We start from the raw sequence: 16,922 nt of genomic DNA, 5'->3' as shown, positions 1-16,922 counted from the left end.
GCCGCGGCTCATCCGAGCCGATCTCGGTGGGGCACTACTGGTCTGAACGATCAGGATTTGTCGCCGAACCACTGGCGCAGTGCTTCGAGCAGTCCGCTGTGCGCGCCGGCGTCCGCTGCCCAGGCCACGTAACCGTCCGGGCGGACCAGTAGCGCGGAAAGCTCCCGTGGTGCAACGGGTTTCGCCGTTACCACGCGCACGAGTTCGGACCACGGTGCGGCGATCGTCCGGAGTTCATGGGAGTCGTCGAGGTCCAGCAGGACCGCGCGACCGTCGGTGCAGTGTGCACCGAGACGACTGCCGTCGGAGAGTTCGATATCCGGCGTGACCGCGCCGATGAGGTCATGGCCGGTGCCGAGGTCGTAGCGGTGCAGGACGCCGGAGATCTTCTTGAAGATGGCGGTCGAGCCGTCGCGGGTTGCGAGCAGATCGGTCATCACGCCGCGTAATGCCTTGCTGCGCTGGTCGAGTCGCATCAGGGGGATTTGCGCGCGGGTCCACTCCAGGACCCAAGCGCCGATCGGATGCCGTTCGGTGGTGTAGGTATCGAGCAGGGTTTCGCTCGCGTCACCACGCACCACGGCAGCCAGTTTCCAACCGAGGTTGACCGCGTCGCCGATGCCGAGATTGAGACCTTGCCCGCCGAACGGCGAATGCACATGGGCCGCATCGCCTGCCAGCAGGACACGGCCGTTGCGGTAATCGGTGACCTGGCGAGTGTTGTCGGTGAAGCGAGTCGCGGAGTGCACGGCGGTGATCTCGACCGGCACGCCGGAGACCGCGCGCAGGCTGGCCTGCAATTCGGCCGCGGTCACCGGCGTGGTGCGATCGGCGGGCGGGCCATCGAGCTCCACGGTGAGGAAACGACCCGGCATCGGGCCGTTGACATAGATTCCGGTGTCGGTAGAGTTCCAGCCGGGCCGCAGCCCCTCCGCGCCGGTCATCTCGACCAGCGCCTGATGCCCGGTGATCTCCGGATCCAGACCCGGAAAGTCGAATCCGGCCTGCTTGCGCACCGTGCTGCGGCCGCCATCGCACCCGACCAACCAATCCGTGCAAACCGTACTGTCGCCGACGCGAACGGTGACACCGGTTCCGTCATCATCGAATTCGGTCAGCTCGACGCCGCGACGGATCTGGACCCCCAATGCGGCGGCACGCCGGGCCAGAATCGCTTCGATCCCCTGTTGGGCCACCATCACCGCTTCGGCGCCCGGGCCGAGTTCGGCGAAAGCCGGATCGTCGAAGTCGATCTCGGACATGCGGAGCATGATGCCCGCGAAATGACCGGCAATAGGTAGGCGCTGGGTGGTCGCCTCGGCGCTCGGCGGCATACCGGCGCGGATGCGCTCCAGCACCGCGTTCTGCTGTTCGAGCAGGTCGGGCAGCAGTCCACGGCGGTAAAAGGCTTGTGCGGTCGGCACATTGATCGCACCGGCCTTGATGGTCATATCGGGTTCGGTCAGCCGTTCGACCACCAGCACATCCACGCCGCCCAAGCGCAGTTCGCAGGCCAGCATCAGCCCGACCGGACCGGCCCCGGCAACGACCACATCGAATGTCTCGTTCATGAACCCGACTCTGCCGACCGATGATTGCGGAGGTCTTGCGTCGGCTTGCGTGCGCCTTGCGTCATTCCCGCGGCGCTGCTCGCCGCCGGGAGCCGTTCATGCCGAACTCAATCGAGCTGGTCGATGGCGGCCACGCCGATCTCGTGGTCGGTCTGCGACAGCGCCGCGCCCGACACGCCCAACGCGCCGATGACCGTATCGCCGGAGCGAATGACCAGACCGCCGCCATAGGGAACCAGAGATCGCGCCCCGGCCAGGCCGAGTCCGATACCGAAAAGCGGCTGGCCCGGCTGGATGGCCGGGGTCAGGTTGATGGTGTCCGCACCGATCGAGATGGCGGTGAAGGCCTTACCGATCGCGGTATCGATGGTGATGAGCGGCGCGCCGTCGGCGCGCGCGAACGCGACCAGATTGCCGCCCTGGTCGACAACCGCGAGCGCGACCGTCTCGGATCGGTCGGTGGCCGCGGTCCTTGCGGCGGCGATAACGGCGTGTGCCTGGTCGAGGGTGATCGTCATGGTTGTGCGCAACCACCGCATATCCCCGGCTATTCCGAAGTTGTGTGAGCTGATGGATTCTATGGTCCAGCGGCGGTGCGGCGTAGAGAATCGAGTCGGACGAAGGAGACCCATGGAACCGATTGTTTCCGTCACCGGCGGCAAGATTCGTGGCCGGACGACCGCCGGCGTGAGTGCATTTCTCGGAGTGCCGTATGCGGCCGCGCCGGTCGGGCCCGCGCGGTTCCGCCTGCCTACGCGCGTGCCGGACTGGCAGGGGGTTCGTGATGCACTCACCCATGGCGCTACGTGTGTGCAGTCGCCGTATCCCCCACCGATCCACGCGCTGATCGGCAGTGACGGGATTCCGGGCGACGAATATCTGAATGTCAATGTGTGGACGCCGGATCCGGGCGGTTCGGGACTGCCGGTCATGGTGTGGATTCACGGCGGCGCGTATACCCGGGGGTCCAATGCCCGGGTGATCTATAACGGTGCAGGGTTCGCACGCGACGGTGTCGTGCTGGTTTCGATCAACTATCGGCTCGGCATTTCCGGATTCGCGGCGGTGGCGGACGCTCCGCTCAACCGAGGGCTGCACGATCAGCTGTTCGCCCTACGGTGGGTGCAGGAGAACATCGAATCCTTCGGCGGGGATCCGAATCGGGTCACGATATTCGGCGAGTCAGCGGGCGGAATGAGTGTGGCGACGCTGATGGCTTCGCCGCTGTCGCGTGGGCTGTTCCGGCAGGCGATCATGCAGAGCGGCAATGGGTCCGCGGTGGTCGCCGCCGAAGATGCGCGCAAGCTGGCCGGTGAGCTGGCCACCGAGCTCGGGATCAACGCTGTCGCAGACGATTTCGGCCGCCTCGGTCCTGATGAACTTCGCGCCGCGCAGGACGCGCTCGCACTCGCACTGCTGAGCGATCCAGATCCGGCGCGCTGGGGTTCGTCGATCATCGCCAACGGGCTCGGCATCATGAGTTGGCTCCCGGTGATCGATGGTGAACTGATCGAGGGCAGGCCCGTCACGGTGCTTGCCGAGCAGCCTGATCGCGCCGTGCCCTTCATCGCGGGATGCACCGCGGAGGAGTTCCGCTTCTTCACGGTGCCGACCGGTGTTGCCGCCGGGATCACCGCGGAGACACTACCTTTCGTGCTCACCCGCTACGGAATGGATCCTGCGCTGGCGGATATCTACGGACCGAACCGCCCAGCGGCGACGCCTGCGGATATCTTCGCCGCGATCATCACCGATCGCGCCTTCCGTTCCGATACCCTGCGCCTCGCGCAATCGAACGCCGCCGCAGGCGTGCCGACCTACGCCTACGAGTTCGCGTGGCCGTCGGCCATCGAAGGGCTCGGCGCATGCCACGTACTGGAGGTGCCCTTCGTCTTCGACGCGCTCGACGGCGCACACTCACTGACCGGCCCCAACCCGCCCCAGTCGCTCGCCGACGAAATCCATTCGGCGTGGGTAGCTTTCGCCGAGCACGGCGATCCCGGATGGCCGCTGTTCAAGCCCGATACACGCCTGGTACGGATCTTCGACAGCCCGCAATCGATTGACGTGAGCGATCCGCGTGGGGATGAGTTGGCGGCGTTGCGAAAGTCGGTCGGCTAGGCGCAGTGTCGAAGTGAGTTGAGGGGTGGCACCGCTGTGTGATCTGGAAGTTGTTGCAGGTCTTCGCCGGTGCGGCCGCGAGATCGGCAGCCATTACGTGCTCCCTCATGAACACCCTGATCGACGCTGGGCGCCCTGCCGCCTGGTTCGGCCTTTCACTTCCGTTGACTACGGACTCCTCATCGTGCATTCCTCCACCCATGTCCGCTGGCGAACGGGAGCAACCGACGGACAACTCCGGGAGACCGCAGGGTCTGTGCGACTGAAAGAAGGATGCCTCTTCGCTGAGTCGAGGGAACCGCAGAGTGCTGAGCTGCGTCAAAGACCTATACAAGTACAGACACGCTTCGCCTCGAGAACGACGATCACAGGAACGGCAAGGCAAAGAATGACCGAAGAATTCAAAGTAAGCCCGGACGATATCTACCTGGCCGCACGCGGCTTATGGAAGATCGCCGAGGACAACAGTCAAGCTGTGACGTATTCCAAGAAATGGCTCGACGTGCAGAGCGACGGCGGCCTCGTACTCACGCCTGTGCTCGATCAACTGCAGGAAGCGTGTGATCAGTTGAAGTCGAACTACGAGCGTTTGGGCACGGTGACCGACGACTCGTCCACGGAGTTGACGAAGGCCTCGAGGATGTATCGAACGACCGATTTCGAGCGGGCTAAGAATATGGACGCCTACTACGGGGAGCCCGGAAAATGACGACAACCACCACCTATCCCGTCGAAAAGCTGTTCGACCCGGATCTGCAGAAGCAGTTGCGAGAGATCCTGAACGGCAAGGGCAGCTTGCGTGACCTCGCGCAGAGCGAGTCGTTCATACGTCTCAGTGATGCTGTACTTCCGAAGGTCGCCGCGGATCTAGGACGAAGAACACCAGAGGAGATCCAGCGTCTGGCCGAAAAAGGGAAAACGATACTCGAGAGCTACCGCAACGAAGAACCCGATGCGGCGGCCGGCCCGGCGACCGATCAACAATCGGTGGTGCCCCGGTCCCAGCCGAGTTCGGCGCTGGCGACACCGTCGAATTCAGCACCTGAGCCGCCGAGCGGCAGTGGTCCAGGACCGGCACACAATGTGATTCCCGGAACTCGCAAACCCGACCGCGATCGGATCGTCATGCCCGATGAACCGGATGACGACGACCTCTACTACGAAGACCGACGCCGACGCGGTTGGTTGGAATGAGCGTGACCCTGTGCCACGGTCATCGGCACGATCATGTGGGTAATGGTCTCACCCCGATCCTCGGTATGTATTCAGGCCGGTCGCGATGACGTATCAGAGGCCGTGGACCAGCGAGAGCGATTTGATGGTCCGCCTACGTCGGTGTCGGGAGCCCCTACCGTTCACCCGAATGCTGTACCAGAAGAGCGCTGCGCGGACCGTCGAACCACTCGAATTGGAGATCGCCCAAGACCTTCCGGACACATGCAGCCGGCATGGACGTCTGGCGGTGTCGCGGCAACGGTTCAGGGCCTGCTTCTACGATACGAAGCAGCATCCTCGGTTCCACCGCACCGCCGTGGTCAGGGTGGCGTCGAAGCAACTCGCGCCGATGTCGACGATCCTGGTCGGCGCTTGGCCGGTCTGCGACCGGTGCGAACGTGAACGCCGGACATACCGCCGTGCCGCATCCATTCTCCTGTCGGTGATGGCCGCAAACCTGGCAATCTTGACGATCCTGATCGCTGCGGGCTGGGCAGGTATCAAGTTCGAGACAGCAGTCGGTCCGATGGTGTGGGCTTTCTCTCCGGGCTCGATTCCCTTGGGACTAGTGGCAGCAGTGTGGCTTTTCCGCAGGAGTACCGAGCCTGTGATGTTCCGCCAGATTGATGACGAACAGTTCGCCCTCGTACAGGCCCACCCCGGCTTTGCCGCTGCGATGCAGGCCATGCCCTGCCCGAATCCTTCGGACGGTCCGATCGAGGGCTGAGGCGAGTTCACGAGTTGGGTCAGCGTAGCCACTGGTTGATCGCTGCGATGTGGATGGTTGTCCAGGTCGCGGACGGCGAGTTTGTCGAATCTGGTTGCGACGGCACAGTTGTGCTCGAGTTGGTCTATTCCGCGTTCGACTGCGTTGCGCTGCCGATAGGTGTCGGGGTCGTAGGGCGGGGCCGCCCACCGCGGCCGCGCTCTGCGGTCGGGCGTTCGATGTTCTGGCAGGACAATCTGCCACCGGCTGGGATGCAGGGCTGAACCGCCCCGACTTTCCGGCCGGCTTCATGGTTGAGTTACCACCGGCTGGGATGGCTGTTGTCGAGCGTAATAGGCGGTCTCGTACTCGGCGGGTGGGACGTGCCCGAGCAGGCTGTGCAACCGCCGATTGTTGTACCAGTCGACCCATTCCATCGTCGCGTACTCGACGTCGTCGAGGGACCGCAACGGCCCAGCGAGAAACGGACTATCCCCGGCGACGGCTTCGGTTTTGAACAATCCGATCGTGGACTCGGCCAGGGCATTGTCATAGGCATCGCCTACACTGCCGATCGAGGCCGAGATGCCTTCGGTGACAAGTGTTTCCGCGAAGGCTATCGCAGTATATTGCGACCCGGCGTCGCTGTGATGTATCAACCCTTCGGGCACAGCGTGACCGTCGTGGTCTCGTCGCCACAGCGCCATCTTCAGCGCGGCTGCAACCATCGCGGTGTCCTTGATCGTGGCCGCCTGCCAGCCCACGATGGAGCGGGAGAAGCAGTCGATGACGAACGCCACATATACGAACCCGGTCCAGGTGGGCACGTAAGTAAAATCGGTGACCCACTTGCGATTTGGCTCGGGCGCGGTGAAGTCGCGGTCGAGAAGGTCCGGGGCTCGGCGATGCCCGGCGCCTTTCCCTGCGATTGTGGTGCGGTGTTTGCCACCGCGGACCACGCCCGACAGGCCTTCGTCACGCATGAGCCGGTCGACGGTGCCGATCCCGACCCTGTGGCCCTGACGACGCAGAAACGGGGTCATCTTGCGGCGCCCATACAATCCTTCGGGAGTGCCGACGGTGGCCAGCAGCGCGTCGGTCAGCAGCGCGTCGGTTACCGTCCGCGCCGACGCAGGCGCGGTCTTCCAGTTCCGATAGGTGCGTCCGGCGACCTGCACGCCCTGCTCGGTGAGCACGCGACAGATCGGATCGACCCGGTAACCCACAGCACGCATCTGATCGATGAACTCACAGATCAACGGCGGCGCGGGTCGATCTCCCGCGCGAAGAAAATCGAGGCCGCTTTCAGAATCTCGTTGGCCTCCTTCAGATCTCGGACTTCTCGTTCGAGCTCCTTGATCCGCACCTGCTCGGCGCTCGTCACCCCGGGAGCCTTCCCGGTGTCGATCTGGGCCTGCTTCACCCAGACACGCAGGGTCTCGGCGTGGATGCCGAGCTTCGGAGCGAGCGCCTGGCAGGCGGCATACGCCGACGGATACCCGTCGAGTCGCTCCAGCACCATCTTCACCGCACGCTCACGCTGCTCGATCGGATAACGCTTGGGCATGGCCCACATCCTTCACAAAGAAGGAAGCGGCCAGAAAGTCGGGGCGGTTCAGGCATTGATCAGGGGTGTGCTCGACCAACGATGAGCGGTCGATTGATACGTGACCGTTCCGCCCGTTCACCCCTGCTGACTGGGCCCCGATGGCAGGTCCACCGGCTATGCGAGTTGTAGTTGCTGCTCGAACTCGGTCGGTACCCATTGCTCACGGAATGCTTGCGGGGTAAGGAAACCCAGCGATCCGTGTGGCCGGTAACTGTTGTACTCGATGCGCCAATCCTCGGCAAGGACCCGCACCTCGGTCAGGGAATGAAACACCTCGCAGGACAGGAACTCGTCGCGGAAACGCCCATTGAACGACTCACAGACACCGTTCTGCCACGGCGATCCCGGATCGATGAACGAGGCATCGACCCCGGTGAACCGGCACCAATCCCGCATCGCGTGCGCGGTCATCTCGGTGCCATTGTCCATGCGAATGTGCATCGGCTTCCGCCCGGTGGCCACGATGATCTCGTGGAGCACACCGACCAGCTGATCGGCGGTGCACGACCGGAATGCTCTGGTGGCCAAGGCTTCCCGCGTGAACTCGTCGACAATGTTAAGGAACCGGACTTGTCGACCGTCGACAGTGACATCGACCTGGAAATCCAGGGCCCACATCTGATCCGGGAACGACGCCTTCAGACGCTGATTCCGACCCGGCCCGATGCGGCGTTTCTTACGCACTCGACTCGGTCGCTTCAATCCCTCCTCACGCCAGAGTCGTTGGGTGCGTTTGTGGTTGGTTACCAGACCCTCGCCACGGCACAACGCGTGCGCCTTCCGCCAGCCCCACCGCGGATGACGCCGGGAGATCACGCGCAGCCGCTCCCTCAGCGTCCGTTCGACCTCGGCGACCGCGCGCGGCCGACGTTGCACCGACCGCGACTGCCCCACCACTCGGCAGGCGCGGCGTTGCGACACCCGAAACCGCTGCTGCAGAACCACCACGGCCCTGCGACGGCGGTCCGGGCTCAATAGTTTCCCCGGTTCACTTCCTTGAGCATGTCGATATCGAGGGCCTGCTCGGCGACCATCTTCTTCAACCGCGCGTTCTCGCGCTCCAGCTCTTTGAGCCGTTTCGCGTCGTCGGATTTCATGCCGCCGTACTGGGCTTGCCAGCGATGCCAGGAAGCCTCGGAAATCTCGAGGTGCTTGCACACCTCCTCGATCGAGAATTTCTCCCCGATCAGCTTCTCGCCCTCGCGCAGCTTGCGGATGATCTGCTCGGGGGTGTGTCGTCGTCGCGCCATGTCGTGATCTCGTCCTCCTGCACCCATTCTGGTGCATCAGAACTCTCACAACCGCTGGACCTGCTCAAAGGGCTCCAGTCACTGCGCATATCGCCGAACCGAAGCGATCCGCTGAGCAGATACCAGTTCGACCTGATCTTGGTTCTCGTTCGGCAGACGCGTGCCGGTTAGCGGGATTGCGGGGCCGAGTCGGTCAGTGGCGCAGCGTGATTCGAGCGGACGAGTTACTGTGCGCTGGAAATCGTTGCGGCAGAGGCACGCAAGGCGGCGCGGGCCGCGACTACGGCCGGGTGTGCGCCAGTTCCTCGCCGGTAGGCCAGATGGGTTTTGCGGCAGGTCGGCAATGCTGTCAGCACCACGTTCGGGGGTGGGGTAAGTGCGCCGAGTTCTGGGACGAGGGCAACGCCCTGTCCGGCCGCGACCAGTGCGAGGACGGTGCTGAAGTCGTCGACGTGGTGGCGCACTCTTGGCGTGAATCCGGCTGCCTGGCATGCTCGGATCGTCATCGTGTGACAGAGCGTGCCCGGTGTGCCGACGATCCAGGAGGCGGTGCGGTGCTCCGATAGTGGCGCGGCGGTGTGTGCGGCCAGGTAGATCGTCTCCTCCAGGAGCGGCTCGGTGTCCAGGGCGGGATCGGGCTCCGCGGGCACATAGTCGTACTCCTGGACCAGCGCGACATCCAGCGTGTCGGTGCGCAGCGCGTCCGGGACGGTCGCCGGATCCAGTTCCGTTACCAGCAGTTCCAGTCGCGGATGGTCTCGGCTGAGCGTGATCAAGGCCGGGGACAGGATCGGTGCGACTGCGGTTGGGAAGGCGCCGATGCGCAGCGTTCCGGTGAGCGCGGTGCGGGAGGCAGCGAGGTCGGCGGTGGCCTGCTCGAGCGCCGCGAGAATGGTCTCCGCATGTTCGACCAGCGTCAGTGCGGCGGGCGTCAGGGCGACGCGTCGTCCGGTCCGCTGGAGCAGCGGGACACCGGCCTCCCGTTCCAACGCGGTCAACTGCTGGGAGACCGCGGATGGCGTATAGCTCATCGCCTCGGCGACGGCCGCGATCGTCTTGCGGTGGGCCAGTTCGCGCAGCAGGCGCAGCTTACGGACATCGAGCATCAGCTCAGCTTATGCTTATCGGAAGAAATATGAACTAGACCTGAAGTATCAGTGCCCGGCAACCTGGGAACCATGACGCTCACCGGCCTCTTCGTCCCCCTGATCACGCCCTTCTTCGCCAACGGCGAACTGGCCGCCGATGCCCTTGCGGGCTTGGCCCACGAGATACTCGATGACGGCGCGACGGGAATCGTCGCACTCGGCACTACCGCCGAAACCGCCACCTTGACCCCCGAAGAGCGCAACCGCGTCCTCGACATTTGCGGCACCGTCTGCCGAGAACGCAACGCCCCCTTGATCGCCGGTGCGGGTACGAACTCCACCGCCGCCTCGGGCGAAGCCCTCGCCGTCCTCGGCTCAACCGTGACCGCCGCGCTCACGGTTGTCCCCTACTACACCCGTCCCTCTGAGGCAGGCGTCCTCGCGCACTTCCGCCATTTGGCCGCCACCAGCCCGGTCCCCCTCATCGTCTACAACATTCCGTACCGCACCGGACGCACTCTCAGTCCCGACACCCTCCACCAACTGGCCCGCATCCCGAACATCATCGGCTTCAAACACGCGGTCGGCGGCATCGACGACACCACCATCACCCTGATGAGCACCCTCCCGCCGAATGTCTCCGTCCTCGCGGGCGACGACCTGCACGCTGCCCCACTCCTCGCCCTGGGCGCATCCGGCGCCATCCTCGCCGCCTCCCACCTGGCCACCTCAGCCTTCGCCACGCTGATCCGCCTGTGGCACAACGGCCCCATTCCCGAAGCCCGCCAACTCGGCCACCGCCTGGCTCCCCTGTCCGCAGCCCTCTTCACCGAACCCAACCCCGTAGTCATCAAGTCCGCGCTGGCCGCCCAAGGCCGCATCCCTACCCCTCACGTCCGTCTCCCCCTCCTCCCCGCTTCCCCGGCCGCGACCGACGCCGCCCTCGAAGCCCTGACCCACATCCCCGCAACCGTCCCCGCCTGACGCGCGGATCGCACCACAGTGTGCCTCGGTATCCGATAACGCCCCGCCCACATCATGACGTGCGGGACTCAGCCCGAGCAGGTGCAACCGGTGGTGTGGTCGGCAATCTTATTGGCAGCTGTTCTCGACGCCGGTAGGGCTCAGGCCGGTCGTCGTTGCACGGCGTCGGAGATCACCGCTGCCACGAACTTTTCGACTGTTGATGTAGTCGGTGGGCCGGGGTCGCGGTCTGTGAACAACAGGTGCCCGCCACCGACCAGGGAGAGGGTGAGTGAGTCGATATCTGCGTCGGCTGCGATGCGGCCCAGTTCACGCTCAGCGTTCAGATAGGTGGAGATCGCGGTCGTCGCCTCGGCGAGGATCGCCATGCCGCCGCCGGGCCTGGCTTGCCGCAGTCGCGCGCGCAGCTCGTCACGGAAGGTGATGAGCGGGATGATCGCCACCGGAACCGGTCCGAACAGGATGGTCAGCGCGCTGGTCAGATTGGCGGCCACCGTGCCGGCGCCGGCAGAGGCGCGCAGCTCACTCGCCTGCGCTTCGAGCTGCGCGGCCCGGTCGAGCACGAGGTCGGTGAGGAAGGTGTCGAAGTCGGTGAAGTGCCGGTGCAGAACGCCTTTGGCGCAGCCCGCCTCGTCGGTGACAGCCCGGCTGGTCAGCCCGTTCGGCCCGGCGCGCAGCAACACACGGTCGGCTGCGTCGAACAGTTGCCGCCGCGCGTCGCGAAGGTGCATCCCAGTCGGCACTCACAGATCCTTTCGTTCGTCGATCCAGCCGCATTATTGCGCAGTGGGCATGTGCCCACTAAGGTGGGCGCATGCCCATAATACCGGGAGAGCAACCAGCACCGTCCCCAGCGCAGCCGGGGCAGTTCCAGCGGATGGCCGTGTCGTTCGGCGTCGACGCACAGCGCTACGACCAGGCCCGGCCCGGCTACCCCGACGCATTGGTGGCGCGGATCCTCGCCGAGACCCCCCGGGCGGACGTGCTCGACGTGGGCTGCGGTACCGGCATCGCGGCCCGCCAGTTCCAGGCCGCAGGGTGCACGGTGCTCGGCGTCGAACCCGATATGCGGATGGCCGACTTCGCGCGAGCCCGCGGCCTGCGGGTCGAGACGGCAACCTTCGAGGCGTGGCAGCCGGGTGACAGGATGTTCGATGCGGTCATCGCCGCTCAGTCGTGGCATTGGGTGGATCCGGTTGCCGGCGCCGCGAAGGCGGCCGGCGTGCTGCGTCCAGGGGGACGGCTGGCGATCTTCGGTCACGTGTACGAGCCACCCGCCGAGGTGGCAGAACCGTTCGCCGCCGCCTTCCGGCGGGTGGCGCCGGACTCCCCGCTCAGCGGCCAACCGGCTCGTCGTCCCCTCGAGCTCTACCAAGCGGGATACGCGAAAATCGCCGACCAGATCCGCCAGACCGAACAATTCGAAGATCCCGAACAGTGGCTATTCGACTGGCAGCAGTCCTATACGCGCGACCAATGGCTGGAGCTGCTCCCGACCACAGGTGGCCTCACCCAACTCCGGCCTGATCAGCTGGCCGAGATACTGGACGCGGTCGGCAATGCCATCGACTCTCTGGGCGGATCCTTCACGATGGACTACACCACCCTGGCCGCGACCGCCGCACGCGCAGGCACTTCCTGACGGCCGCGCCCGGCACCGAAGCCGGTCCAGGGGCCGATGGCTGCGGCGGCCGACACCGCAAGGCTTCGGGTTTCCGCTGGAGAACATTGCGGCGCTGTTGCGGGCCGAGCCGACCCAGGACCCGCGGGATCTCGTCCGGCCGCAGTTGGCGGTGGTCGGTGAACGCATCGCCCGGGCAGCCGGACTGCCTGAGCGCCTACTCGGTGTGCTCGACGGACTCGATCCCGCGGTCGATCCGTCGACATCGAAGTTCCTGCGATCGGTAGCGGAGACAATTTCCATGAATCAGCCACTGACCCCGAGGAATTCGCCCAGCTGACGCGGCAGCGTGAAGAAGACGCACGGCAGTTGGGCGCGGAAGAACCAGCGGCACTATCGAAACGACGCGAGACGGCCTTCGCGGCGATGAGCCCGGCCGAACGCGAGCCAACGCAGGCGGAACCCGCACGGAAGATTCCGCCCGGCATCGACATCGCTGGCGGACACGCTCAGCCGTCCTCGCGTCGACCTCGGCCGTCTAGACGACGGATCGCCGGGTTCCAGCTGCACTGCGCCTATGGAGGGGCCGGTCGACTCGAAACCGGATGCCCTCGTCCTACCGTCGAATGCTCCGAACTGGGATCGAACCGTGCGCCAGGCTATCGAATTGGAGTTCAGGTGAGTGCCTGCCAGGTCCAAGTGGTGGAGAGTTCCAGGGGCGTAGTGGGGGTTACCGGGTGGGGGTGGGTGTTGAGGCCGTTGGGTGGGCCGGATTGGGGTTCTACGCAGGCGGCTTCGGGTTGCTGGTCGAAGATCACCACCCAGTGGGCAGGGCTGGTGATCTTCAGCTGCAGTGCGTGCGGCCAGGTGAGCGTGACGGTGGTGCCGGTGGGCATCGCGAAGCAGTCGTCCCAGGGGCCGGGTTGCGGGGCGATCCGGCGGCCGGTGGGAAGGTAGTCGGTGCCGCGTTCTTCCTGCCAGGCGGGAGTGAAGTCGAGCTGGATATCGTTGCCGGAGCCCAGGTTTCGTAGGAACCAGGGGTGCCAGCCGACCTGGGCGGGAAAGCTGTCCGCGGCTGCTTCGACGCGCATCGTGAGGGTGACCGAATCCAGGGTGAGCTCGATCAACTGGGTGACTCGGCCGGGATAGGGCCATGGGTCTGTCAGGTCGTAGCTCAGCGTGGCGGAGGTTTCGGAGGCACTGAGAACCTGCCAGGCCGTGTCACGGCCGGTGCCATGGATGGCGTGCGGCGCGGCGTTGATGGGCATTTGATGGATTACGTCGCCATTTCGGAACTGGCCCAGTCCCATTCGGCCGCACCAGGGGACCATCGGGAACGCGCCGTAGCGCGGACCCTGCCGCAGCAGCTCCAAACCGCTGATCCGCAGACTGGTCAGCCGTCCGCCGTCCGGCGGATCAATCGTCAGCTCCGCTTTCCCAGCGGTCAGCACGACAGTGGAATCGCCTGCATCGGCCATGAGCACTCCTCCTCCGGCAATGAACTGGTCCAGTGGGACACACTGCCACGGCGGCGGCCCCGATGTGCGGCGTGTACGCACTGGGGGCATCAGCTGATCCAGTACCGGCGTACCAATGTGCCGTCGGTCCAAGGCTCGATCGAATCGAGAATCCCGTCGCAGGATTCGATAATGCGCGCGGAGGCGGCGTTGGTGTCGTCGCAGGTGACGAGGATTCGGTCCACACCGAGGTCGCGAGCCACGGAAATGCTGGTGTGCAGGATCGCGGTGCCGTAACCGAGGCCACGGAACTGACGCAGGACGGCGTACCCGATGTGCCCGCCACGGCGCGTCAGAGCGGGGTTCAACGTGTGCCGGACCGAGGCTCTTCCGATGACCTCGTCGTCGACGGTGGCCACGAGGTAGGTCTCGGGCACGATGCCGGGTGGTAATCGCGACCGCTGCGACGGTTTTCGAGGGTCGTGAGGTACTGCGACCAGGTCATGCCCGGCTCGAGACCGAGCGCAAAGTCGAACCCATGCTCCGCCAACTCCGCGTGCGCCGCGCGGACTGCCTGCTCATCAGCGGCTCGAGGCACCCGGAGCAGCACAGTATCGGGCGGCACGGTATCGGTGCGGCGGGACGATTCCGGCATGGCGGCGACAGTAGGCGGTATGGCTGAGCCTTGTCGACGAGATTGATCATCACATCGAGCGGGCGTGGGATGGCGTAGCACATCCGACTCGGCACCGTGTCGGTGTGTGCGGCGCCGGGCGCACGGGCGTGGCACTCGGTGCAGGTCGACCGGGCGGTTGTAGGCGTGACGCGGATACGGTTACGTCATCACGATGGCACCCGATGCCGGAGCGCGCGGTCGGCGAGCTGCCGGATAGCCATCCGAACAGCGCGGATATCGCGCTCCCTTGTGTGGTCCGATGTATGCGCGCGCGGTCGGGTCGATGCAGTCCGACCGGCGGTTGAGAACGCGAGGTGGCGCGTTTGCTGGATATAGTGCGGGGCGTGTCCTTCATCCAGCCTGCTCTCGACCGCATTCCGGAGCCGTATCGGTCTTATCTGATCCGGCGCCGCGAACTGCTGAAGTTCGCGGTGGTCGGCGGGATCACCTGGTTCATCGATACCGGTATCGTGTACGCGCTCAAACTGACCGTGCTCGGTGAAAAGCCGCTCACCGCGCGGGTTCTCGGCGTATTGATCGCCACCATCGTGTCGTATGTGCTCAATCGGGAGTGGTCGTTCCGGACCAGGGGCGGCCGGGAACGGCATCACGAGGCGGCCCTGTTCTTCGCCATCAGCGCGCTCGGCATCGGTGTCACCCTGTTGCCGCAGGCGGTAGCGCTATATGCGCTCGATATCCGGGTGCCGCACGTCAGCCCGGTCACGCAGGCGGTATCGAACTTCATTACCGGCCAGATCCTGGGCGTGCTGCTGGCCATGGCATTCCGTTACTGGGCGTTCCGCCGGTACGCCTTCCCCGACGATCTCGTCCAATCCGAACTGGAACCGCGGTAGGCCGCTTACCTTCGAGGTAATTGACCCTGAATCCGGACAGACCGAAGATCGCCGATGTGACTCGAATCGGCGTTCTACTGCCCAGCCGCGAAACCGCCATGACCGGCGACCACGACGCCATCGGACTGGTCCGCTTCGCCCAAGCCGCCGAGGAAGCCGGTTTCGACTCGGTGTGGATCGGTGACTCCCCGTTGGCTCGGACCCGCGTCGATCCGCTACCGCTGCTGGCCGCAGTCGCCGCGACCACCTCGCGGGTACGACTCGGCACCGCCGCATTCACCGCGACATTGCGTCATCCGCTGCTCGGCGCGCACACCGCAGCCACAGTCGACCAGCTGAGCAACGGCCGGTTGATCCTCGGCCTCGGCGCCGGATTCCCGTTGCCCGAGAGCCAGGACGAATTCGGCGCTGTCGGTGTGCCTTTCACCGCACGCGTGGGCCGCCTCGACGAGACGGTCGCCATCTGGCGGCAGAGCTGGTCCGGGGCAACCGATTTCGACGGCCGCTACTGGCACCTCGACGACCTGTCCCGCACGCTGCCCGCCGCGAGTCCGGCCGGTCCCCCACTCTGGCTGGCGGGCAGCGACACACCTCGCGTGCTGGAACGGGTTGCGCGGCACTACGACGGTTGGCTGCCGTTCCTGCCGGACCCTGACGCCTACGCCCGCGCGTGGACCACGATCCGCGAAAAGACCACCCGAACCATCACTCCCGGCCTGTACGCCACGATCAATATCAACCCGGACGCTGCCGCCGCGCGCACCGAACTCGACGGCTACGTCCGGCAGTACTACCGCCAACCCCTGGACGTAATGTCCACGATCCAAGCCTATTTCGGCGGATCGGCCGACGAATGTGTGCAGTGGCTCGGCCGATACCTCGACGCCGGTGCGTCGCATCTGGTGCTGCGCATCGGATCACTCGACGCCCGCCGCCAACTTGATCTGCTCGCCGACGCGCTGCTGTCCGCCCACCAATCGGCGTGAGTCTCAGGCCTTGCGCTGGGCGATCTGAATCAGATTGCCACAGGTGTCGTCGAGAACCGCGGTGATCACCGGTCCGTGATCGAGCGGCTCCTGGGTGAAATACACGCCCAGCCCGCGCATCCGCTCGTATTCGGCGTACAGATCGTCCACCGCGAACGACGCACCCGGAATCCCATCCTCGACCAGCGCCTTCTTGTACGGCCCGACCGCCGGATGCCCGTCGGGCTCCAACAGCAATTCGACGCCGTCGGGTTCCTGTCGTGAGGTGACGGTCAGCCAGCGTGCCTCGCCGAGTGGAACCTCGGTCTTCTTCACGAAGCCGAGGACCTCGGTGTAGAAGCGCAATGCCTTGTCCTGATCGTCGACGAACACACTGGTGATGTTGATGCGGATCATTTGTCCTCCGGTAGCCAGCGGTGCGTGAGTCGCCGCAGTGGTTCTCGATTCAGATGGTGGAACTTGTACCGGCCGTCCCGGCGCGTGGTCACCAGACCGGCGGCCGCGAGCACCTCCAGATGCTGCGAGACCGCCTGCCTGCTCGAGGTGAGTTGGTGGCCCATGGTGAGTCGGGTGCAGAGCTCGAACAATGTCTGGCCGTCGCGATCGGCCAGTTCGTCGAGGATCGCGCGGCGCGTGGGGTCGGCCAATGCTTTGAATACGTCGCCTGCCGGGCCGGTGCTCACGCTCTCACTATAGGCAAGTGTTTACTTGCCTATCAAGTGACGGGTTGCGCAGACCGTGCGGTACGCAGGGCGAATAGGGTCGTGGCCGAGTTAGATTGGGT

19 protein-coding genes are annotated in these 16,922 nt (G+C 65.2%); 9 read left to right on the top strand and 10 right to left on the bottom strand.

The features are described 5' to 3' along the window. Positions 1–50: 50 nt before the first annotated feature. Together ACQP1G_RS23890 and ACQP1G_RS23885 are read right to left on the bottom strand one after the other, a co-directional pair. Positions 51–1,571, bottom strand: coding sequence for an FAD-dependent monooxygenase (locus ACQP1G_RS23890; RefSeq protein WP_433191786.1), 1,521 nt, complete (start codon positions 1,569–1,571; stop codon positions 51–53). Positions 1,572–1,678: 107 nt separating this feature from the next. Beyond that, positions 1,679–2,089, bottom strand: coding sequence for a GlcG/HbpS family heme-binding protein (locus ACQP1G_RS23885; RefSeq protein ID WP_433191785.1), 411 nt, complete (start codon positions 2,087–2,089; stop codon positions 1,679–1,681). 112 nt (positions 2,090–2,201) lie between these two features. Between ACQP1G_RS23885 and ACQP1G_RS23880 the strand changes: the two genes are divergently transcribed. The 4 genes from ACQP1G_RS23880 (at position 2,202) to ACQP1G_RS23865 (ending at position 5,634) form a co-directional block, all read left to right on the top strand. Then, positions 2,202–3,692 carry a carboxylesterase/lipase family protein gene (locus ACQP1G_RS23880; RefSeq protein ID WP_433191784.1) on the top strand — a complete coding sequence of 497 codons (1,491 nt, stop codon included), beginning with the start codon at positions 2,202–2,204 and terminating at the stop codon, positions 3,690–3,692. A gap of 388 nt (positions 3,693–4,080) precedes the next feature. After that, the gene (locus ACQP1G_RS23875; protein WP_433191783.1) at positions 4,081–4,401 is read left to right on the top strand and encodes a type VII secretion target; all 321 of its coding nucleotides are present in this window, start codon (positions 4,081–4,083) and stop codon (positions 4,399–4,401) included. Next, positions 4,398–4,886, top strand: a complete 489-nt coding sequence (locus ACQP1G_RS23870) for a hypothetical protein (protein WP_433191782.1) — start codon at positions 4,398–4,400, stop codon at positions 4,884–4,886. The genes ACQP1G_RS23875 and ACQP1G_RS23870 overlap by 4 nt, the downstream gene beginning before the upstream one ends. A gap of 169 nt (positions 4,887–5,055) precedes the next feature. Continuing rightward, complete coding sequence (locus ACQP1G_RS23865) at positions 5,056–5,634, top strand: hypothetical protein (RefSeq protein WP_433191781.1); 579 nt, start codon at positions 5,056–5,058, stop codon at positions 5,632–5,634. 287 nt (positions 5,635–5,921) lie between these two features. On the opposite strand, the gene ACQP1G_RS23860 is transcribed toward ACQP1G_RS23865, so the two are convergent. From ACQP1G_RS23860 to ACQP1G_RS23850, 3 genes are all read right to left on the bottom strand, one after another. Further along, positions 5,922–7,180 (bottom strand): IS3 family transposase gene (locus ACQP1G_RS23860; protein WP_433191780.1). Its coding sequence is split into 2 segments (ribosomal slippage): positions 5,922–6,907 and positions 6,907–7,180, totalling 1,260 coding nucleotides; the frame shifts between segments, so codons are not numbered across the junction. 156 nt (positions 7,181–7,336) lie between these two features. Then, a protein-coding gene (locus tag ACQP1G_RS23855; protein WP_433191779.1) for an IS3 family transposase occupies positions 7,337–8,472 on the bottom strand; the annotation gives its coding sequence in 2 pieces (ribosomal slippage) (positions 7,337–8,211 and positions 8,211–8,472; 1,137 coding nt in all). Positions 8,473–8,696: 224 nt separating this feature from the next. After that, the gene (locus ACQP1G_RS23850; protein WP_433191778.1) at positions 8,697–9,578 is read right to left on the bottom strand and encodes a LysR family transcriptional regulator; all 882 of its coding nucleotides are present in this window, start codon (positions 9,576–9,578) and stop codon (positions 8,697–8,699) included. Between the two features lie 72 nt (positions 9,579–9,650). Here ACQP1G_RS23850 and dapA point away from each other — a divergent pair, with 72 nt between their 5' ends. After that, positions 9,651–10,544 (top strand): 4-hydroxy-tetrahydrodipicolinate synthase, encoded by an 894-nt coding sequence (dapA, locus tag ACQP1G_RS23845; protein ID WP_433191777.1) that lies wholly within the window; start codon positions 9,651–9,653, stop codon positions 10,542–10,544. A 140-nt stretch (positions 10,545–10,684) separates the two neighbouring features. Here the strand turns inward: dapA and ACQP1G_RS23840 are convergent, their stop codons facing one another. Then, the gene (locus tag ACQP1G_RS23840; RefSeq protein ID WP_433191776.1) at positions 10,685–11,287 is read right to left on the bottom strand and encodes a TetR/AcrR family transcriptional regulator; all 603 of its coding nucleotides are present in this window, start codon (positions 11,285–11,287) and stop codon (positions 10,685–10,687) included. A 71-nt stretch (positions 11,288–11,358) separates the two neighbouring features. Between ACQP1G_RS23840 and ACQP1G_RS23835 the strand changes: the two genes are divergently transcribed. Beyond that, complete coding sequence (locus ACQP1G_RS23835; RefSeq protein ID WP_433191774.1) at positions 11,359–12,186, top strand: class I SAM-dependent methyltransferase; 828 nt, start codon at positions 11,359–11,361, stop codon at positions 12,184–12,186. A gap of 97 nt (positions 12,187–12,283) precedes the next feature. Next, the gene (locus ACQP1G_RS23830; RefSeq protein WP_433191773.1) at positions 12,284–12,505 is read left to right on the top strand and encodes a hypothetical protein; all 222 of its coding nucleotides are present in this window, start codon (positions 12,284–12,286) and stop codon (positions 12,503–12,505) included. 334 nt (positions 12,506–12,839) lie between these two features. On the opposite strand, the gene ACQP1G_RS23825 is transcribed toward ACQP1G_RS23830, so the two are convergent. Next, the gene (locus tag ACQP1G_RS23825; protein ID WP_433191772.1) at positions 12,840–13,643 is read right to left on the bottom strand and encodes an aldose 1-epimerase; all 804 of its coding nucleotides are present in this window, start codon (positions 13,641–13,643) and stop codon (positions 12,840–12,842) included. A gap of 89 nt (positions 13,644–13,732) precedes the next feature. Further along, the gene (locus ACQP1G_RS23820) at positions 13,733–14,059 is read right to left on the bottom strand and encodes a GNAT family N-acetyltransferase (protein WP_433191770.1); all 327 of its coding nucleotides are present in this window, start codon (positions 14,057–14,059) and stop codon (positions 13,733–13,735) included. Positions 14,060–14,642: 583 nt separating this feature from the next. On the opposite strand from ACQP1G_RS23820, the gene ACQP1G_RS23815 reads away from it, so the two are divergent. Both ACQP1G_RS23815 and ACQP1G_RS23810 read left to right on the top strand, forming a co-directional pair. Next, entirely contained in the window at positions 14,643–15,152 is a 510-nt protein-coding gene (locus ACQP1G_RS23815) for a GtrA family protein (RefSeq protein WP_433191769.1), read from the top strand. Between the two features lie 20 nt (positions 15,153–15,172). Beyond that, a complete protein-coding gene (locus tag ACQP1G_RS23810; protein WP_433191768.1) occupies positions 15,173–16,138 on the top strand; it encodes an LLM class flavin-dependent oxidoreductase in 966 nt (321 codons plus the stop codon). 3 nt (positions 16,139–16,141) lie between these two features. Here ACQP1G_RS23810 and ACQP1G_RS23805 read toward each other — a convergent pair whose 3' ends face one another. Together ACQP1G_RS23805 and ACQP1G_RS23800 are read right to left on the bottom strand one after the other, a co-directional pair. Further along, positions 16,142–16,531: a VOC family protein gene (locus tag ACQP1G_RS23805; RefSeq protein WP_433208748.1), complete on the bottom strand. Its 390-nt coding sequence runs from the start codon at positions 16,529–16,531 to the stop codon at positions 16,142–16,144. After that, positions 16,531–16,821 carry an ArsR/SmtB family transcription factor gene (locus ACQP1G_RS23800; protein WP_433191767.1) on the bottom strand — a complete coding sequence of 97 codons (291 nt, stop codon included), beginning with the start codon at positions 16,819–16,821 and terminating at the stop codon, positions 16,531–16,533. Before ACQP1G_RS23800 ends, ACQP1G_RS23805 begins: the two co-directional genes overlap by 1 nt. Positions 16,822–16,922 lie beyond the last annotated feature (101 nt).

Source organism: Nocardia sp. CA-107356 (assembly GCF_050946365.1).
Taxonomy (GTDB): domain Bacteria; phylum Actinomycetota; class Actinomycetes; order Mycobacteriales; family Mycobacteriaceae; genus Nocardia.
The sequence above is the reverse complement of the archived record's forward strand: the minus strand, read 5'-3'. Positions and strand labels throughout refer to the sequence as shown.